15 protein-coding genes are annotated in these 18,181 nt (G+C 63.1%); 8 read left to right on the forward strand and 7 right to left on the reverse strand.

Translation table 11 applies throughout. The features are described 5' to 3' along the window. Positions 1-20: 20 nt before the first annotated feature. Positions 21-2,645 carry an HAD-IC family P-type ATPase gene (locus tag V2I08_RS12730; RefSeq protein WP_405053647.1) on the forward strand — a complete coding sequence of 875 codons (2,625 nt, stop codon included), beginning with the start codon at positions 21-23 and terminating at the stop codon, positions 2,643-2,645. A 785-nt stretch (positions 2,646-3,430) separates the two neighbouring features. Here V2I08_RS12730 and V2I08_RS12735 read toward each other — a convergent pair. From V2I08_RS12735 to V2I08_RS12765, 7 genes are all read right to left on the reverse strand, one after another. Next, positions 3,431-3,847 carry an immunity 70 family protein gene (locus V2I08_RS12735; protein ID WP_349635444.1) on the reverse strand — a complete coding sequence of 139 codons (417 nt, stop codon included), beginning with the start codon at positions 3,845-3,847 and terminating at the stop codon, positions 3,431-3,433. 4 nt (positions 3,848-3,851) lie between these two features. Next, positions 3,852-4,415 (reverse strand): hypothetical protein, encoded by a 564-nt coding sequence (locus V2I08_RS12740; protein ID WP_349635445.1) that lies wholly within the window; start codon positions 4,413-4,415, stop codon positions 3,852-3,854. Then, positions 4,415-4,642: a hypothetical protein gene (locus V2I08_RS12745; protein WP_349635446.1), complete on the reverse strand. Its 228-nt coding sequence runs from the start codon at positions 4,640-4,642 to the stop codon at positions 4,415-4,417. Before V2I08_RS12745 ends, V2I08_RS12740 begins: the two co-directional genes overlap by 1 nt. Positions 4,643-4,874: 232 nt before the next feature. After that, on the reverse strand, positions 4,875-5,648 hold the full coding sequence (gene fabI / locus V2I08_RS12750; RefSeq protein WP_310220942.1) for an enoyl-ACP reductase FabI: 774 nt from the start codon (positions 5,646-5,648) through the stop codon (positions 4,875-4,877). Next, entirely contained in the window at positions 5,645-6,835 is a 1,191-nt protein-coding gene (locus tag V2I08_RS12755; protein WP_349635447.1) for an acetate/propionate family kinase, read from the reverse strand. Before V2I08_RS12755 ends, fabI begins: the two co-directional genes overlap by 4 nt. Then, on the reverse strand, positions 6,832-8,253 hold the full coding sequence (locus V2I08_RS12760) for a bifunctional enoyl-CoA hydratase/phosphate acetyltransferase (RefSeq protein ID WP_349635448.1): 1,422 nt from the start codon (positions 8,251-8,253) through the stop codon (positions 6,832-6,834). The genes V2I08_RS12755 and V2I08_RS12760 overlap by 4 nt, the downstream gene beginning before the upstream one ends. A 3-nt stretch (positions 8,254-8,256) precedes the next feature. Beyond that, positions 8,257-10,014 carry an alpha/beta fold hydrolase gene (locus tag V2I08_RS12765; RefSeq protein ID WP_349635449.1) on the reverse strand — a complete coding sequence of 586 codons (1,758 nt, stop codon included), beginning with the start codon at positions 10,012-10,014 and terminating at the stop codon, positions 8,257-8,259. A 411-nt stretch (positions 10,015-10,425) separates the two neighbouring features. Between V2I08_RS12765 and V2I08_RS12770 the strand changes: the two genes are divergently transcribed. From V2I08_RS12770 to V2I08_RS12800, 7 genes are all read left to right on the forward strand, one after another. Further along, positions 10,426-11,646, forward strand: coding sequence for a glycosyltransferase (locus V2I08_RS12770; protein WP_349635450.1), 1,221 nt, complete (start codon positions 10,426-10,428; stop codon positions 11,644-11,646). A gap of 29 nt (positions 11,647-11,675) precedes the next feature. Then, positions 11,676-12,602: a hypothetical protein gene (locus V2I08_RS12775; RefSeq protein WP_349635451.1), complete on the forward strand. Its 927-nt coding sequence runs from the start codon at positions 11,676-11,678 to the stop codon at positions 12,600-12,602. Next, positions 12,599-13,126, forward strand: coding sequence for a DUF2141 domain-containing protein (locus V2I08_RS12780; RefSeq protein ID WP_310220932.1), 528 nt, complete (start codon positions 12,599-12,601; stop codon positions 13,124-13,126). The genes V2I08_RS12775 and V2I08_RS12780 overlap by 4 nt, the downstream gene beginning before the upstream one ends. A 3-nt stretch (positions 13,127-13,129) precedes the next feature. Then, positions 13,130-14,299, forward strand: a complete 1,170-nt coding sequence (locus tag V2I08_RS12785) for a glycosyltransferase (RefSeq protein WP_349635452.1) — start codon at positions 13,130-13,132, stop codon at positions 14,297-14,299. Between the two features lie 119 nt (positions 14,300-14,418). Continuing rightward, entirely contained in the window at positions 14,419-15,507 is a 1,089-nt protein-coding gene (locus V2I08_RS12790) for an endonuclease/exonuclease/phosphatase family protein (RefSeq protein ID WP_349635453.1), read from the forward strand. Further along, a complete protein-coding gene (locus V2I08_RS12795) occupies positions 15,504-16,658 on the forward strand; it encodes a TonB-dependent receptor domain-containing protein (protein ID WP_349635454.1) in 1,155 nt (384 codons plus the stop codon). The genes V2I08_RS12790 and V2I08_RS12795 overlap by 4 nt, the downstream gene beginning before the upstream one ends. 16 nt (positions 16,659-16,674) lie before the next feature. Then, on the forward strand, positions 16,675-18,171 hold the full coding sequence (locus V2I08_RS12800) for a hypothetical protein (RefSeq protein ID WP_349635455.1): 1,497 nt from the start codon (positions 16,675-16,677) through the stop codon (positions 18,169-18,171). Positions 18,172-18,181 lie beyond the last annotated feature (10 nt).

Consider the following 18,181-nt stretch of genomic DNA (forward strand, 5'->3'; position numbering starts at 1 on the left):
AAGATGAGACGCTTTCCCTGTTGCAAGGCCGTCGATCTGGCCTGCAACAGGACGAAGCGCAGCGAAGGTTGGCCGAATTCGGTCCCAACAGCCTGCCGCCTCCCGCTACGGTGCATCCTGTGCTGCGGTTCCTGGCGCAGTTCAACAGCGCGCTCATCTATTTCCTGCTCGCGGCGGCGGGCGCAGCGCTTCTGCTGGGCCATGTCGTCGATGCGGCCGTCATCGCAGCGGTTGTGATCGCCAATGCGATCGTCGGCTTCGTTCAAGAGGGGAAGGCTGAACGGGCGCTGGGCGCGATCCGCGATCTGATTGCCCCGCACGCCACGGTATTGCGGGATGGCGCGCGCCAGACGATCGATGTCCCGGACCTGGTTCCGGGTGACATCGTCATCCTTGAGGCGGGCGACCGTGTGCCCGCCGATATGCGTATCCTTCGCGCGCGCGGGCTGAAGATCGACGAAGCCCTGCTGACCGGCGAGTCGGTCACGTCCGAAAAGCATGAGCCGCCGGTTGCCGCCGAGGCGGCGCTGGGCGATCGTCACAACATGGCTTTTTCGGGTACGATGGTGACGATGGGCCAGGCGACGGCGGTCGTCGTCGCCACGGGCGCGCAGACCCAGATCGGCCATATCAGCGGGTTGCTGGGCGGCGTCGAAACGCTCACGACGCCATTGCTGCGACAGATCAACCACTTCGCAAGCCGCTTTACCTGGGCCATGTTGGGGGCCGCCGTCCTGCTGTTCGTCTTTGCCGTGCTGGTGCGGGGGTTCGCCTGGGACGATGCCCTGATCGCCGTCGTCGCCGTCGCGGTGGGCGTGATACCCGAAGGATTGCCTGCGGTCATCACGATCACGCTGGCGATCGGGGTCCAGCGGATGGCGGGGCGCAAGGCGGTGATCCGCAAGTTGCCGGCCGTCGAAACGCTGGGTGCGACGTCGGTCATCTGCACCGACAAGACCGGAACCCTGACCCGCAACGAGATGACCGTCCGGCATATCTTCATTGAGCGCCACCAACTGTTGGTGGCAGGATCGGGCTATGCCCCCCACGGTGCGCTGACCGCCGAGAATCACGACGATGATGCGGCCGCGATCGCGGACGCAAGCGCCATCATCCGTTGCGGCCTCCTGTGCAACGATGCGCAATTGCGCGAAGCGACCGGCGACTGGCATGTCGAAGGTGATCCTATGGAGGGCGCGCTGGCGGCGCTGGCGATGAAAGCGGGTTTCAGTCCCGATCATGCCCGTGGCGAATGGGCACGGCTGGATGAGATACCGTTCGACGCCGCCTATCGCTTCATGGCGACCCTGCATCGCAGCCCAGAAGGCGAAGCGATCGCCTTCATCAAGGGCGCGCCCGAAGCCTTGTTGGCGATGGTGCCGGACATGGCCTCCAGTGCGAACTGGGATGATCAGATCGCCACTGCCGCGGCGGCGGGCGAGCGCGTGCTGGGTTTCGCAACCAAGAAGCTGGCGCATGGCAGCGAACGGATGGCTTTCTCCGACCTTGAAACGGGCGTCGAATTTCTCGGCCTGATGGGCTTTATTGATCCGCCGCGCGAGGAAGCGGTGCGCGCGATCGCAGAGTGCCGTTCGGCCGGTATCGACGTGAAGATGATCACTGGCGATCATGTCGCGACCGCCCTGGCGATCGCCCGGCAACTGGACCTGGCCGATGATCCCAGGGCCATGACCGGCGCCGATCTCGACCCCCTGTCCGACGCGCAATTGCAGGACATGGTCCCGCATATCGCCGTCTTCGCCCGGACCAGCCCGGAGCATAAGCTGCGCATCGTCCGGGCGCTTCAGGCGAACGGGGCCATCGTCGCGATGACAGGCGATGGGGTGAATGACGCGCCCTCGCTCAAACAGGCCGATGTGGGAACTGCCATGGGCCTCAAGGGCACGGAGGCCGCGCGTGAAGCGTCGGAGATGGTGCTTCTGGACGATAATTTCGCGTCCATCGTAGCGGCCGTCCATGAAGGGCGGACGGTCTATGACAATATCCGCAAAGTCATTTCCTGGACGCTGCCGACCAATGGCGGCGAATCCGTGGCCGTCATCCTCGCGATCCTGGTCGGCTTTGCCCTGCCAATGACAGCGACCCATATCCTGTGGATCAATCTTGTCACCGCTGTCAGTCTGGGCCTCGTCCTGGCTTTCGAGCCGGCCGAACCCGGTGTCATGCAACGGCCACCCCGCGCCGCCGATGCGCCACTTTTGTCGCCTTTTCTGCTGTGGCGGGTGATCGTCGTGTCGATCCTCTTTGCAAGTGCCACGCTCGGCGTCTTCTTCTTTACACTGGGCGAAGGGCGCAGCATCGAGGTTGCCCGCACCATGGCCGTCAACATGCTGGTCGTCGCGGAAATATTCTATCTGTTCAACGTCCGGTTCCTGCACATGGGTTCGCTGACATGGCGGGGCGTTCTGGGAACGCGGTCCGTCCTGATTGCCATTGTCGCGGTCGTGACCGCGCAGCTTGCCTTCACCTATCTGCCTGTCCTGAACCGCCTGTTCGACAGTCGGCCGCTCACCCTGCGCGATGGCGGCCTGATCATCCTGATCGGCATCGGTCTGTTTCTGCTGCTCGAAGGCGAAAAGCTGCTGATGCGCCGCCTGGGCTGGTTCAAGGAATTGCGAGCCTGAGAGGCAGCCCCTTCGGTCATCAGCGGCTCGGCCAGCTAAAAAGCTGTGGCAGGATATATCCATGGCGAGCGCAAAGCCCTCCGCGCTGCAATCCGTGACCCGTCCCGGCGGCGGCACCCTGCCCGACGCCGGGGCTTTGCCCTCTGCGGAACGCAGGCTGTGAAGTGTGCGAAGTTCACACCGTCGCAGGGCCCGGATTTGCGCGGTTGTGGGATCGTGGCGGCACTTTGCACAAGCGACATGGCTTGTGTGGGTGGTCGTGCGTTCGAGGTCTGTCCACGCAGGCCGCGGAGCGGGCTGCGCTGCAACAGCGTCGGCGCGTCAGCGCCGTCCGCATGACTGGCGCTTAACTTCGCATATTTCCCGCTGATTGCGACATTTTGATGTGGGAACGGGACATTTTGTTTCACGCGGAGGCGCGGGGACGCGGAGGGGGACGGCGCGGGCGCGCTGTTGGGCAAGGGGGCGGACGATGGGAAGGAGCCGAAGGCGAGGATAGCAGGGATGGCCGATGTAGGACAGGGGCGACGATGGCGGTGAGCGAGTGGGTCTACCCCTGCGCCCCGGATGTGATCCGGGGGGGGGGCGGCCCTTTTATCTCCCCCTACCGCCCATCATAGCCTGGAGAGCAAACGGCACCCCCTCTACACCCTGCAACTTCAAAGACTTGATACGGCAACGGCACCGCCTGTCTTGCAGGCAGTGCCGATCGGAGGGCAAGATTTCGATGTGCAGACAACGGCTTACACCACAGGGGGAGCCAATGCTTTTATCTTGCTTTCGTCCTAATAGCTTACCACCTGCGCAACACCGCCATTATCACGCAGTTCTTCCAACACTTCGCGAAGCGTGGAGATCAGGTCTCGCCCCGTAGAGGTCACAAAATAGTTGGACAGATCGGTGATGGTATCCGCGATGTTATCGCCCCAAGGGGGTATCTTACCACGGTCCTCAATATCCCAGATAACCTTGCTTGCGGGAAGGCTCGTCAGTTCCCGACCGACCTGATCTAGCTCATGCAATGCTGTCCCTGCATCGGACTGCGCAAGCTCACCAGCGTACAGCTTGTTCATCAGAGCCGGGAACCTAGTTCCCCAACCTTTTGGCTCAAGATTTCCAGCAATGGTCGAGAAAAATGCATTGAAGAAATCGGACGTGCCGATCTCATCCGTTATGCTTCCTAGCTTAATCCCAACCGCCACTTCGTTACCTCACGATATTAATGTTGCTGGGCTGAACTGCCCCATTCGAACGCTGAACTATGCGGCTTATTATCGCATTCAAATCAGTTCTCGATACATTTTGTCCACGAACATCGATATACACATTTTGCGCGGTTCCGGGAGGCAGATTTCGCGCACGATCAACCGCTTGACCTGACACATTTCGTACCAGATTGCTGCGTCCACGAGCAGTTTCAACGCTGTAATTCTTGACCTCGATGCTGCTCCCCGGATTGTAATATTCGGGGCGGGCACTGCCTTTGGTGCCGTAAGGAACTTCAACGCCATCCTTAAATGACACCTGTGCGCGGTAGCCTTGGCCTTCGATTCTCGCGCCAACGTCAAGTTCCGAAGCTCGCCAAGATGGCCGCAAAGGCACTGCACTTTCTGCGGCTAAGCGACGGGGCATCCCAGCTCGTGCAGCAGCAATACCATCAATCGCTGCGACGGTGCCAGCAATTGCCAACTGTGTTTTGGGAGATGCTCCCAACTGGCGAGAAAGACCAAAGGCAATTCCTGCAAAGCCTGGCTGCAGCGTTAATTCCATTACTTGATCGGAATTGAAATCAGTCGCCACTCTTGGATTGGTGAAAGCATAAAGGTGCTTTGGTAGTTCAGGCCGTTGATCGGATCATAGCTCTGGTCGAAGTCGGCGTGCGCGATGCCGGTGGTTGCGCCATTGCGGAACGGCCCGGTGCCGCCCAGCGAGATGTGCTGATTGATGGAGGCCACATAATCGACATCGCTGGTGCCGTTGTTGGAGATGTCGCCCACGCGCAGGCCGTTAAAGTAGAAATGCAGTTCGCGCGGATCGCCGGTCGAAAGCCTGTCGACCTCGTCACGCTCGTGATAGATGCCCGCCGCGTCGGTGCGATGGCGGCCTGATCGTCCTGGTCGGTATCGGCCTGTTTCTGCTGCTCGAAGGCGAAAAGCTGCTGATGCGCCGCCTGGGCTGGTTCAGGGAATTGCGAGCCTGACGGGCAGGTCCCCAGGTCAGGCCTATATATCAGGCGTGCAGATGCTGTCCGTTGTCGACCGGGATCACCGTTCCGGTAATGCGCTTTGCCGCGTCGCTGACGAGGAAGGCGGCCAGGTTGCCGACATCGCTCACTTCCACAAGTTCGCCCTTCGGCGCCAGTGCTGCGGCCCGTTCGAGCAGGGCATCGAACCGATCAATGCCACTGGCCGCGCGGGTGGCGATCGGTCCGGGCGAGATGGCATGCGCGCGGATGCCGTTGGGGGCCAGTTCGGCCGCAAGATAGCGGGTGGCGCTTTCAAGTGCGGCCTTGACTGGACCCATCAGATTATAATGGTCAACGACTCTTTCGGAGCCATAGAAGGTCACGCAGAGCAGGCAGCCCCCTTCGGTCATCAGCGGTTCGGCCAGCTTCGCCATGCGCAGAAAGCTGTGGCAGGATACGTCCATGGCGAGGGCAAAGCCCTCCGCGCTGCAATCGGTGACCCGTCCGTGCAGGTCGTCCTTTGGCGCGAAGGCGATGGAGTGCAGGAGGAAGTCCAGCCCGCCCCAGCGTTCGCGAACCTGATCGAATAATCGCTCCAGATCGCCCGGCACGCGGACGTCGCACGGCGCGGTCCATTCCATGCCATCACGTTCGGTGACCGGCAGAACCCAGTCCTGCGCCTTTTCATTGAGATAGGTGGCGGCCAGCCGCGCGCCACATTGTGCGAACGCCGCCGCGCAACCCGCCGCGATGCTCTGTTCGTTGGCGATCCCGATGATCAGGCCGCGTTTCCCGCGAAGGTCGACAAGGGGGTTCATGCGGCGTCTCCAAGCAAAAGGTTCATTATGTGCAGGGCGATCATACGCTCTTCGTCGGTGGGGATGACCCGCACCGTTACTTGGCTGCCCGGCGTGCTGATGACGGGCTGATTCGCGCTGTTGGCGCTTTCGTCCAGTTCGATGCCCAGCCATGCAAGCTGTCGGCAAATCCGGCTGCGGATGTCGGCATGATGTTCGCCGATACCGGCGGTGAAGACGATGCCGTCCAGCCCGCCCAGCGATGCGGCCAGCGCCCCGGCTTCCTTGGCGGCGCGCCACGCGAACAGGCTGATCGCCTCTTCGGCGTGCGGATCGGCGCTGTCCGACAGGGTGCGCATGTCGCTCGACAGGCCGGAGACGCCGAACAGGCCGGACTGGCGGTAGAGCATATCCTCCACCGCCTGCGCGCTCATGCCCCTATGCGTCTGGAGGTGCAGCACGACGCCGGGGTCGATCGCGCCGCAGCGCGTCCCCATCATCAGCCCGTCGAGCGCGGTGAAGCCCATGGTCGTGTCGATACTGCGCCCATCGCGGATCGCGCAGAGGCTGGCGCCATTGCCGAGATGCGCGGCTATGACCCTGCCCCTGGCCAAGGCCGGATCGATTTGCGTCAGGCGATGGACGATATATTCGTAGGACAGGCCATGGAAACCATAGCGCCTGATGCCCTGATCATGCAGCGCGCGCGGCAAAGCGAGGCGCGATGCGATCTCCGGCTTGTCATGGTGGAAAGCGGTATCGAAACAGGCGACCTGCGGGATATCGGGCCGGAGGATGGCAATGGCGCGGATCGCCGCCAAATTGTGTGGCTGGTGCAGCGGAGCGAGCGCGCACAGGGCATCAAGCTTGTCGAGCAACGCCCGGTCCACCAGCCGGGGTGCCGCAAATTCCATGCCGCCATGAACGACGCGGTGGCCGATGCCGATCACCTCCCGCCCTTCAAGATGCGTGGTTGCCCAGTCGATCAGATAGTCGAGCAGTTCAGCATGGCTGAGCGCCGCGCCGTCCCTCCAGTCATGATCGTGGATCACGCCGCCGTCCGCCGTGCGGATGGCGATGCGCGGGGCGATGCCGATCCGCTCGATCTTGCCGCCCGCCGATAGCGTGGGAGAGCGCCCGTCCTCCAGCGTGAACAGCGCGAACTTGATGCTCGACGAGCCGGAATTGATGCTGACGACCGCTTTCATGCAGGCGCGCCCTCCGGCAGGCCCGGCGCGGCCTTGGTCGCCGCCACGGCGAGCAGGACCGCCACGGCGCAGGAGGCCAGCCGGGTGCGCAGGCTGTCGGCGCGACTGGTCAGGATGATCGGCACCCGCGCGCCCAGCACGACCCCTGCGGCATCCGCACCGCCCAGGAAGGTCAGTTGCTTGGCCAGCATATTACCCGCCTCGATATTGGGCACGACCAATATGTCCGCACGGCCCGCGACGGGCGAGACGATGCCCTTTTCCCGCGCGGCCGCTTCGCTGACGGCATTGTCGAACGCCAGCGGGCCATCGAGCAGCCCGCCGGTGATCTGGCCCCGGTCGGCCATCTTGCACAAGGCCGCGGCATCGAGCGTAGATGGCATGGATGCGGTCACCGTCTCGACCGCAGACAGGATCGCCACCTTGGGTTCGGGCTGGCCCAGGACATGGGCGAGGTCGATCGCGTTGCGGATGATGTCGGCCTTGTCCTCCAGCGTGGGGGCGATGTTGATCGCTGCGTCGGTGATGATCAGGGGATTGGGATGGCCCGGAACATCCATGACATAGGCATGGCTGATCCGCCGTTCGGTGCGCAGCCCGGTTGCGCGGGACACGATCGCGCCCATCAGTTCATCGGTGTGCAGCGATCCCTTCATCAACAGCCGGGCTTCGCCGGAGCGTACCAGTTCGACCGCCTTCGCGGCGGAGTCATGGCTATGGATGCTCGGCACGATGCGGAAGGCGCTAATGTCCTTCCCGGCTTCCTCGGCCGCCTGACGGATGCGGGCCTCTGGACCGACCAGGATCGGCACGATCAGCCCCGCCTCTGCCGCTTCGACCGCAGCGGCAAGGGCGGCCGCCGAGCAGGGATGCGCCACCGCCGTCGTCACGGGATGGCCCGACGCCGCCTCGATCAGACGGTTATAGCCATCATGATCGGACAGCCGGATGTCGGGCAGGGCAATGCGCGGACGGCGGATCTTGTCGGTCGGGGCCTTCACCTCCGCCTCGCCCGTGATGACCGTCTCGCCATTCTGGTTCACGCAGCGACAGTCGAGCAGCACGATGCTGCGGTCCGGCTGCATGTCCGTGACGGTTACGGAGGCAGTTATATGATCGCCGACGCCCACCGGACGCAGGAACCGCAGCGACTGGCCCAGATAGATGGTGCCTGGCCCCGGTAACTCGGTGCCCAGCACGGCCGACAACAGGCCCGCCCCCCACATGCCATGGGCGATGATGCGGCGGAAAAAGTCCGTCTCGGCAAATTCGCTGTCGAGATGGGCCGGGTTCACATCGCCCGACACCAGCGCGAACAACTGAATATCCTTGAGCGACAGCGTGCGGGTGACGCTGGCGGTATCGCCAACCTTGATTTCGGCGAAGGTCCGGTTCTCGATCATCTCGACATCAGTCATGGATTATTTCTCCAGAACATAGAGGCCCGGCGCATCGCCAAGCGTCGGATAGCCCTTATCGGGCGCGCCCATCGATGGCGGCGGCTGGGGTTCGCCCGAACGGGCGTCCAGCCAGGCCTCCCATTCGGGCCACCATGAGCCTTCCTTGCGCGGGGCGACCGCAAACCATTCATCCGGCGCAAGGGCGGCACCATCGGCCTCTCGCGTCAGGACATGATAGCGTCGTTTGGCATGGCCCGGTTCGGACACGATACCGGCATTATGCCCGCCGCTGGTCAGGACGAACGTGGTTTCGGCCCCTGTCAGCAAATGGATTTTATGCACCGATCGCCAGGGCGCGACATGATCCCGCTCGGTACCGACCACGAACAAAGGCGCGCGGATCGCGGACAGGGCAATGGTGCGGCCATCGACGGTAAATTTCCCTTCCGCCAGTTCATCATTGAGGAACAGGCGGGTCAGATATTCGCTGTGCATCGCATGGGGCATGCGCGTGCCGTCGGCATTCCAGGCCATGAGGTCGTTCATCGGCGGGCGTTCGCCCATCAGATAGGTCTGGAGTATCTGCGACCAGACGAGGTCGTTGGACCGCAATATCTGAAATGCGCCGCCCATCTGCGCGCTGTCGAGATAGCCGCGCGTCGACATCAGATTCTTGAGCATGGCCAATTGCGATTCGTCGATGAAGAGGCCGAGTTCGCCCGGTTCGCTGAACTCCGTCTGCGCCGCCAGCAGCGTGATGCTGGCCAGCCGCTCATCCCCGTCGCGCGCCATGGCGGCGGCGGCAATGGCCAGCAACGTGCCCCCCAGGCAATAGCCCACGCCATGAATCTTCGCGCTGCCGGTGATGGCACCGACGGCATCCAGCGCGGCCATCGCGCCCAGGCGACGATAGGCGTCGAGGTCGAGATTGCGATCTTCGCTGGTGGGATTGTGCCAGGAGATCATGAACACGGTATAGCCCTGGCCCGTCAGCCAGCGGACCAGCGAATTTTCCGGCGACAGGTCGAGAATATAATATTTCATGATCCAGGCGGGCATGATCAGGATCGGTTCGGGGCGGACCTGCTCGGTCGTCGGCGCATATTGGATCAGTTCGATCAGATGATTGCGCCAAACGACCTTGCCTGGGGCCGTGGCCACGGTTTCGCCGACCCGGAACGCTTCGGCACCCACCGGCGGCTCGCCCCGCGTCTGGCGCTGCATGTCCTGCGCCATGTGATTCATGCCATCGATCAGGCATTTGCCGCCCGTTTCCACGATCTTGCGCTGCAGAACCGGATTGGTGGCGAGGAAATTGGTGGGGGCGAACATGTCCAGCATCTGTCGCGCCGCAAAGGACGTCTGCGCTTCGTGCGCCTTGGAGACGCCTCCAATGCCGGTCGTCGCGGCATGCCACCATTGCTGGTTGAGTAGAAAGGCCTGGGTGAGGAAATTGAAGGGCGGCTTTTGCCAGGCAGGATCGGAAAAGCGCCGGTCCTGAGGCAGCGGCTCAATGGCAGGAGCCGCGTCCGGGTTGCCAGCGCTACGTCCCATATAATCGAACAGGCGGAGATATTTTCGACCCATTTTCGCGGCAAGCTGCATCTGCTTGCCGGGCGAGGAGGCAAGGTGCAGCGCCCAGTCGGCGCTGGCCAGGAACATCGTCGCTGGAGAAAGGCCATGCGTCGCCTGCGCGATCATCGCACCGGCCGCCTGGTCGATGGAGTCTGCAATACCATCGAGCGGATCATAGCCTGGCTTACGGCTGTCATATGTCATCAAAATGGTTCCAATTGCGAGCTGTGGCCAAACCCTGTTCAAGCGATATCGCGTTGAACCAAAGCGGGATTTCTGGTGCTGTATCGACAGATGATCTGCTTGCTTCCAGGAAGCGTCGCACCGATCGCGCGTCTGAAGGTCGGGTAGAAGGAAAACATGCGGGAACGCCATCCGTAGATACCGCAGAAATCGGCGAGCATTTGTACGCAACAGGGCCGACGCTGATACCATAACAGGTTGAAGGTCTGCGAACCATGGATATTGGCAAAGGCAGCGTAGTTTGGCGATCTTCACCCGCGCTTCGCGCTTGTTGGCACCTTTCAAAAAAGGCGCAACTAAATATCCGGCCGTCACGAACCAGTCACGTGATTGGCATCAACATGTTACATTAGGCGGCCATTGGCAGCGATTATGGCTCGCGCACATGCATCGGTCAGCCCGAAGGCTTCGGACGGTCAGGACATGCGCGTTTTGCTGTTTCTGAAAGGCTTCGGGCCTGGTGGCGTCGAACGCATAGCGTTGCGGTTGAGCGATGGTTTGTATCGAGCCGGACGCGATCTGACCGTCCTCGTCGCAGAGGCCGCAGGAGCAATAGGCAATCCATCGGCCGTGACATGCCATGTGGCACGGTTCTGGCCTGTCATCGGCAGACGCTGGCCAATCATGCGTCTGGTCTATGCCTTGTGGCGCGAGATGGGTCGTGCGCCACCTGCCATACTTTTTTGTCCAGGAAACGCTTATACGATCGTTGCCGTCATCCTGAAACTTCTGCTGGGCCAGTCCTGTCCGCCGATTGTCGCGAAGGTCAGCAACGACTTGCAGCGCCCCGACCTGCCGCGCGCTCTTCGTCCGCTCTATCGGTTCTGGCTATGGATACAGGGCCGGATGATCGACCATTTCGCCATATTGTCGGTTCCTATGGGAGAGGAAGTCATGGCGCTTATGCGCGTCGGGCCAGACCGCATCCATATCGTACCCAATCCGGTTCTGGACGATGCCGATATCGGGCCGGACCAAGAGCGGCACCGCCCCCGTCGTGCGGGTCGCCACTTCGTTGCGATTGGCCGGCTGGAGCGGCAGAAAAATTATCCGGCGATGCTGCGCGCCTTCGCTATCGGGGCGCGCCATGATGATCGGTTGACCATTTTCGGCGAGGGTAGCGAACGGGAGGCACTGACCGCACTTGCCGCATCGTTGGATATTGGCGACCGGGTCGATATGCCCGGCCACTGTCCGGAGGTCTGCGCACGTCTGAGCGACCATGATATTCTCCTCCTGTCGTCAGCCTATGAGGGCCTGCCCGGCGCGGTCATCGAAGCGCTGGCGGCTGGATTGTGGGTCATTGCGACCCGTTGCAGCGTCAGCATGCCCGACCTTCTAGACCATGGCGCATTGGGCCGATTGACGGAATGCGGCGACGAAAGCGGCTTCGCTCTGGCCATCCGGACGGCGGAGCCGGGGCAACAAGATCGCGCGCGCGCGGCGCGCAAGGCGAGCCATTATACGCTGGAAGCTGCAGTCCCCGCCTATACCGCGCTGTTCGATCAGGTCATCGCCCAGCGACAGGCGCGCAGCCATGGTGCGCGCGCGCCTTCCTCTCTTCGTTCAGCGACAAGTATGAGGCCCGTATGAGCACCGCCGATCTTGCGTCCACGCGCCTGATGGATACATCGTCCCTGATCGACGGTGCGGCCGCACGCGACTTGTATGTTCCAGCCCCGCTGGTCAAATCGGGTCGCAACTGGGTTGCCTGGTTCGGTCCGGTGATTTCGCTGGCGCTGCTGGCCGCCGTGTTCCTGCAACGCGGCAGCGTCGATATTCCTGCGTTACTGGGACTTGTCCCCCGCACCCCGCTATTTTGGGGTCTGTTCCTCCTGACCTATAGTCTGACGCCGCTGTTCGACTGGTTGATATTCCACCGGCTCTGGTCGATCCCGGCGGGAGGGCTGGCTGCGCTGTTCCGCAAGCGGCTCAGCAACGAACTTCTGCTGGGTTATGTGGGAGACGTTTATTTCTACACCTGGGCGCGACGGCATGTGCGAATGGAAGGGTCCCCCTTCGGCGCGGTGAAGGATTCGGCGATCCTGTCCGGTGTCATGGGCAATGTCGTGACGCTCGTGATGCTGGCCCTGACCTTTCCGCTGCTGTCGTCCCTGCCGCTCGCGATCGACGGGCGCACGCTGGGCGTTTCGCTTGGCATATTGGTGCTGACCTCGGTCGTGCCGATGCTGCTGGGTCGCCGCATCTTCGGATTGCCACCGGCGGAGCGTCGCATGGTGGCCGGGGTGCATTTCCTGCGGATCGTCGCCAATCTGCTATTCTATGCGCTGCTGTGGCATTTGATGCTCCCAGACGTCGCGATCAGTTGGTGGGTCATGCTCTCGACGGTCCGCCTCGTCCTGTCGCGCCTGCCGCTGGTGCCGAACAAGGATGTGCTGTTTGCCGGGGTGGCCACCTTTCTCGTAGGACGCGAGGGGGAAATTGCCGAGATTTTGGGACTGCTCGCCAGCCTCCTGCTTGCCACCCATTTACTGGTCGGCCTGTTGCTGGGTGCCAGCGGCGTCATCCGGCGGAGGATGGCCCCATGATCGCCTTACCTCTGCTGTCTTCCGCCCTGCTGCTATCGACCGGCTTTATTCCGTCCACCCCTGAGCTGGGTAAGGCGGAAGCGCGGTGCCGTGCCAATGAAAGCGGCCCTGCGCTCCTGATCGACATTGTCGGGCTCAAGGATCGCAAGGGTAATCTGAAGCTTGAAGTCTATCCCGCGAACGATGCCGACTTCCTGCAGGATGACAATATATTGATCGCGCAGGGCAAGGTCTTTCGCCGGGTCGAGGTGCCGGTACCAGCCAGCGATCCCGCGACGCTGTGCGTCCGGGTGCCCGGCCCCGGCCGCTATGCCGTCAGTGTGCTGCACGACCGGGATGGCAATCGTAAGTTCGGCCTCTCGGTCGATGGCGTCGGTTTTGGCAGCAATCCCAAGCTCGGCCTGGGGAAGCCCAAGGCCTTGGCGGCATCTATCGTGGCCGGGTCCGGGCTGACGCGCGAACGCATCATCATGAACTATCGCCGGGGCCTGATGTCCTTTGGCCCTTTGACAGCAAGGCCGTAAACTATGCGCATTGTCGATGTCTGCGCCTTTTATTCCGACCGGGGCGGCGGGGTGAAAACCTATGTCCGGCACAAGATGCTGGCGGGGCCGAAAGAAGGGCATGAGGTCATCATCCTGGCCCCGGCGGCGGAGGCGGGGGTCGAGGTCATCAATGACCATGCCCGGATCGAATTTGTCCGCGCGCGCCGCTTTCCGCTCGATGGCCGCTATCATTATTTCCATGACGAGGCGGCCTTGCATGCCCGGCTCGACGCCCTGCGCCCGGATCTGGTCGAGGCGTCCACGCCCTGGGCCAGCGCCACGATGGTCGCGAATTGGCGGGGTTCGGCCCCGCGCAGCCTCATCATGCATGCCGATCCGCTAGGCAATTATGCCTATCGCTGGTTTCGCGCGCTGGCCCCGCGCCCGGTGATCGACCGGGGTTTCGACTGGTTCTGGCGGCATTTGCGGCGGATGGATGCCCGGTTCGATCATATCGTCTGTGCGAGCGACGATCTGGCCGCGCGGCTGGTGGCAGGCGGTCTGCATCATGTCGTGACCAACCATATGGGGGTGCAGCCGGGCATATTCAGTCCTACGCTTCGCGATCCTGATCTGCGCCGCCGCATGCTGGCGTCTTGCGGCCTGCCGGAGGACGCGGTGCTGTTGCTCGGCGCGGGCCGTCATGCGCCGGAAAAGCGCTGGCCGATGATTATCGACGCGGCCACCGCGAGCGGCTTTGCCCGCCCCATCGGGCTGGTGATCGCGGGGGACGGACGCGCGCGCGCCAGCGTGCAGCGCGCAGCGGCGGGCAATCCCCACGTCCGCCTGATCGCTCCGATCACGGATCGGGCGGCCTTTGCGACGCTGCTCGCCAGCGCGGACGCGCTGGTTCATGGCAGCGAGTCCGAAACATTCTGCATGATCGCCGCTGAGGCGCGCGCCAGCGGCATCCCTATGTTCCTGCCCGACAGCGGTGCCGCGGCAGACCATCTGGTCCCCGGTGCCGGTTATCATTATGCCGCCGCGCAAGGCGCGAGCCTGGTCGAGCAACTCAATCATTTTGTCGCTGATGGGCCAGCCAAGCACCTGTCCGTCGCGCGGGCGGCGGCGGCGGGTACGCGGACGATGGACGCGCATTTTTCAGACCTGTTCGCGCTCTACGCAATACATGGTCGCGCCATGGCAGCGTGACAGTTCGGCGTCATTTGCGTGACGCGCCTGCCGCGAAAGTTTAACCGCACTGCCGCCTGAGCGACATTAGGACGACTCATAGTCTCGCTATCCCTCCGACCAAACGGGGGGCCGTCATCATGTACCGACCAATTCGCGCTCTGGTGTTTGCCGGGCTTGTCGCGCTTGCCGCCGCCGGATCAACCCGGAACGGCGATCGCGCCACCCAGCAATGGGATGGGGCCGAAGCCGTTGCAGCCGACAGCCAGTTGTCGGTCATGACCTATAATGTCAAAGGGCTGCCCTGGCCGATCGCATCGGATCGCAGCGAAGCGCTCAGCGCGATCGCCGATCGGCTCGCATCCTTGCGCCAGTCGGGCCGCCAACCGCATATCATCCTGTTGCAGGAAGCCTTCACGCCCGAAGCCATGCAGATTGCCGCCCGTGCAGGCTATCGCCATATCGCGAACGGGCCGGACGCAGCGCAGCGTTCCGACGCGACAGCAAATGGCGCGGACCAGTGGCACATGGCGCAGGCGCGATGGGATCGCGGCGAAGCGGTCGGCAAGCAATTGGGCAGCGGCCTGCAAATCCTGTCCGACTATCCCATAACGCGGGTCGATCGGCTGGCCTTCCCCGATTTCGCCTGCGCAGGCTTTGATTGTCTGGCCAATAAAGGCGTGCTGATCGCGCATCTGAACGTGCCGGGGTTTGACCGGCCGGTCAGCATCGTCAACACCCACCTCAATGCCCGCAAGGCCGCCGGCGTATCGGTCGATCGCTCCTATCGCGCCTTTGCGCGGCAGGTCGATCTGATGACCCGGTTCGTCGCCAAAAATGTGCCCGCCGATCAGCCGCTGATCCTGGGCGGGGACATGAACATCGGGCAGGATGCGTATCGGGCCAATGCCTTCTTCACCCGTTTCGCGGAAGCTGGCATGGCTTTCGTCCATCCTGACCGTGATGGCGCGAAACAGGCCCTGACCCATTCCGCCTGGCACGATGAGGCGATGCGGCGCGATCTGGCCTTCACCAGAGCGCGAGCAAAGGATTGGCTCTTCGCAAGGGGGAGCGGACAGCGCTCGCTCAAGGTGGTGGCGGGGCAAGTGCCGTTCGGATCCGAACCCGATGGCAAACCCCTGTCCGATCATTTTGGCTATGTCGTCAATTATAGCCGGAGCCATGAGGTCGACCTGGTGCAAACCGACCGCACGGGCGCTTCGTCATGAAGCGGGCGATGCTGTCGTTCCTGAGCCTGGTCGGCACCTGTCCGGTTGCGCAGGCGCAAGACCTTGCCCTGGAAACAGGCATTCGCTTCTCACTGAAACGGCCGTCCAGCCTGTCCCCGCTCGCCTACGCGCCGCAAACTTATCGCGTTTCCCAACCACGTATGGAAGCGGCGAACCCGGTCAATGCCGATGATCGCGACCAGGATATCCAGATCCGGTTCCACAAGTCGACACAGCGCCTGCTTCGCACCGGCGCTGCGATGCCGCTCGACCCGCACATGCTGTCTCGTAGCCGGATGACCCGCTATGTGATGGAGGACCGTTGGCTGATCGGCGATCAGGTCACCGCCACCATGGGCTGGCACGGCATCAAGATAAGCAACCGAAACGCCAATGTCACCGTCGGTCCGGGCCGCGATCGTTTGCGTACGCGGGACTGGTTTCTGCCGCACGCAAATCTCGTCCTGCAAACAGGACAGGCGTTGCGCCTGAGCCTCGATTATGCAGAGAAGCTGCGGGCATACAGCGAAACGGGCATAAGTGGGCCGATGGGGCTGGATCATGACACATATCTGCAGTTGCGCCGGACGTTGAAACCGGAAACGCAAAGCCGCGTGCAGATGCAGGCCGACTGGACGGCCACCCCCGCCCTCAACCTGTCCCTGGCGCTGCATGGCGGCAGGCTTGACGATCAGTTGCGCTTCACCGGGCGCGGCACCTTGCCCGTCAATAGCGGGTCTGCGCGGATCGAAGGCGCGATCCTGGCGGTGCACCATCAGGCAACCCCGCAATGGCAATGGTCGGTGCGCTACAGCGGCGCGCGGGTGCGCGTGTCGGGCGGTGCCATGGTGCACGAACATAGCCTGTCGGTGGGGACGACCTGGCAGAATGGTCCCTGGCGCGCGGCCCTTGCCCTCGCACGCAACAGCGCGCCAGCATTGCCCGTCCACGACCAGCGGGCCATGCGGATCGAGGCGGGCGTCGATTATGCGTTGGCTGAGATTGGCGGACGACCGCTGACCATGTCCCTCCATATGAGCGACCCGGATCGCCTGATGAGCGGGGCGTTCGCGCGCGATGATCTGTCGGGTTCCCTGCGCGCCAGCGATCAGGCGCGGGCTGTGATGGCAAGCGCGCGACTTGGCTGGTAAGGCCTTTCCTATTCCAGTGCGGATCATCCTCCTTCTGCTGCTATGTGCGGTCATGATGCTGGCCGTGGCGGCGTTCCACCCGATTGATCATGACGAAGGACAATATGTCGGCGCGGTCGCGATGATGCGCCTTGGCCTGCCCTATCGCGACTTCGCCTATCTCCAGACGCCGCTGCAACCGCTGCTGCTCGCGCCGCTGGCCTGGATCGCGGAGGGTTGGTTGTTCCCGGCGCTGCGCGCGGTCAATGCGCTGCTCGTTGTCGCGGCGACGGCCTGCATATGGCTGGCGGCGCGGCGGGCGGGCGCGTCACTCCATGCTGCCGCGATCGCGGCTGGCACCTTGTTGTTCAGCCATATGCTGCTGTTTGCCGGCAGCGTGGCCCGCAATGATGCGCTGCCACTGGTGTTGATGACGGCGGGTATGGCCGCAATGATGGCCCTGATCCAGAAAGACCGTACGCGGTGGACGGCATTGGTGGCTGGGCTGTTGCTGGGGGCGGCCGCATCTGCGAAGATCAGCTATGGCCTGCCTGCCGCTGCGGCCGGTCTGTTCGCGCTGCTGCACTGGCGGATGCTGGGCGTGGAGAAGGTGGCCCTGCTGGCGCTGGGCGGCATTTTGGGTGGTTTGCCGACCATAGGCGTGGCGATACTGGCCCCCGAAACGGCCTGGTTCGGGATTATAGAATATAGCTTGAAGGCTCCGTTCGAGTGGCGGACCTGGACCGGGCAGACATCCATGCTGGAGGTGCCGCTGAGCCTGGTTCGGCTTGCCCGCTATCTGGCGCAGGGCTGCGGCTTGATCGCGCTGGTTGCCGTTGCTCTGGTCGCGACGCGGCGACGCACCCCGGTCGAACGGCTTCTGGATATGATGATCATGGCCGGTCTGATCGCTGCCTGGCTGCCGCGACCCATTTATGTCCAATATCTAGGGCCTTTGCTCCCCCCGCTCCTGCTGCGCTTTGCACTGTTGACCGACGCGCCTTTCTGGCAGCGGCGTGCAGGTCGTGCCCTGATCGCGGTGGGCCTTGTCGCGGGCATCACCCAAAGCGCGATAGAAGCAGGCCGCAATATGCTGGCGGGCCACAGCCCGGTGCATATGGTCATGCGCGATGCCGACGCGATGGACCGCATTGCAGCATCCGCCAAGCTGTCAGGGGCCATTGTCACCCTTTCGCCGGAGCGGGTCGTCGATGTGGCGCTGCCGCTCGACCGCCGTTTCGTTACCGGGCCCTTTCTCTTGCGAACACGGCATATTCTAACGCCCGAACAGGCACGTGCCTTCCATGCGAGCACGTCGCAAACGCTCGCCGCCGATCTGAGCGAAGCGCCCCCTGCCGCCATACTGACAGGAAGCGAAGGTCGGCCCAAGGCGGCATTTCCCCGCGGGCTGGATGGGTTGCTGATCGCTTGGGCGCGATCGAACGGCTATCGCCCCGTCTCTCTCCCTTCGGGCCGCCACACGCTCTTTCTGGCTCCGCCATCCTCTACCCAAAGAGGCGAAAAGCGATCGTAAATATTTTTGC

The organism is Sphingobium sp. MK2, from assembly GCF_040170545.1.
GTDB lineage: Bacteria > Pseudomonadota > Alphaproteobacteria > Sphingomonadales > Sphingomonadaceae > Sphingobium.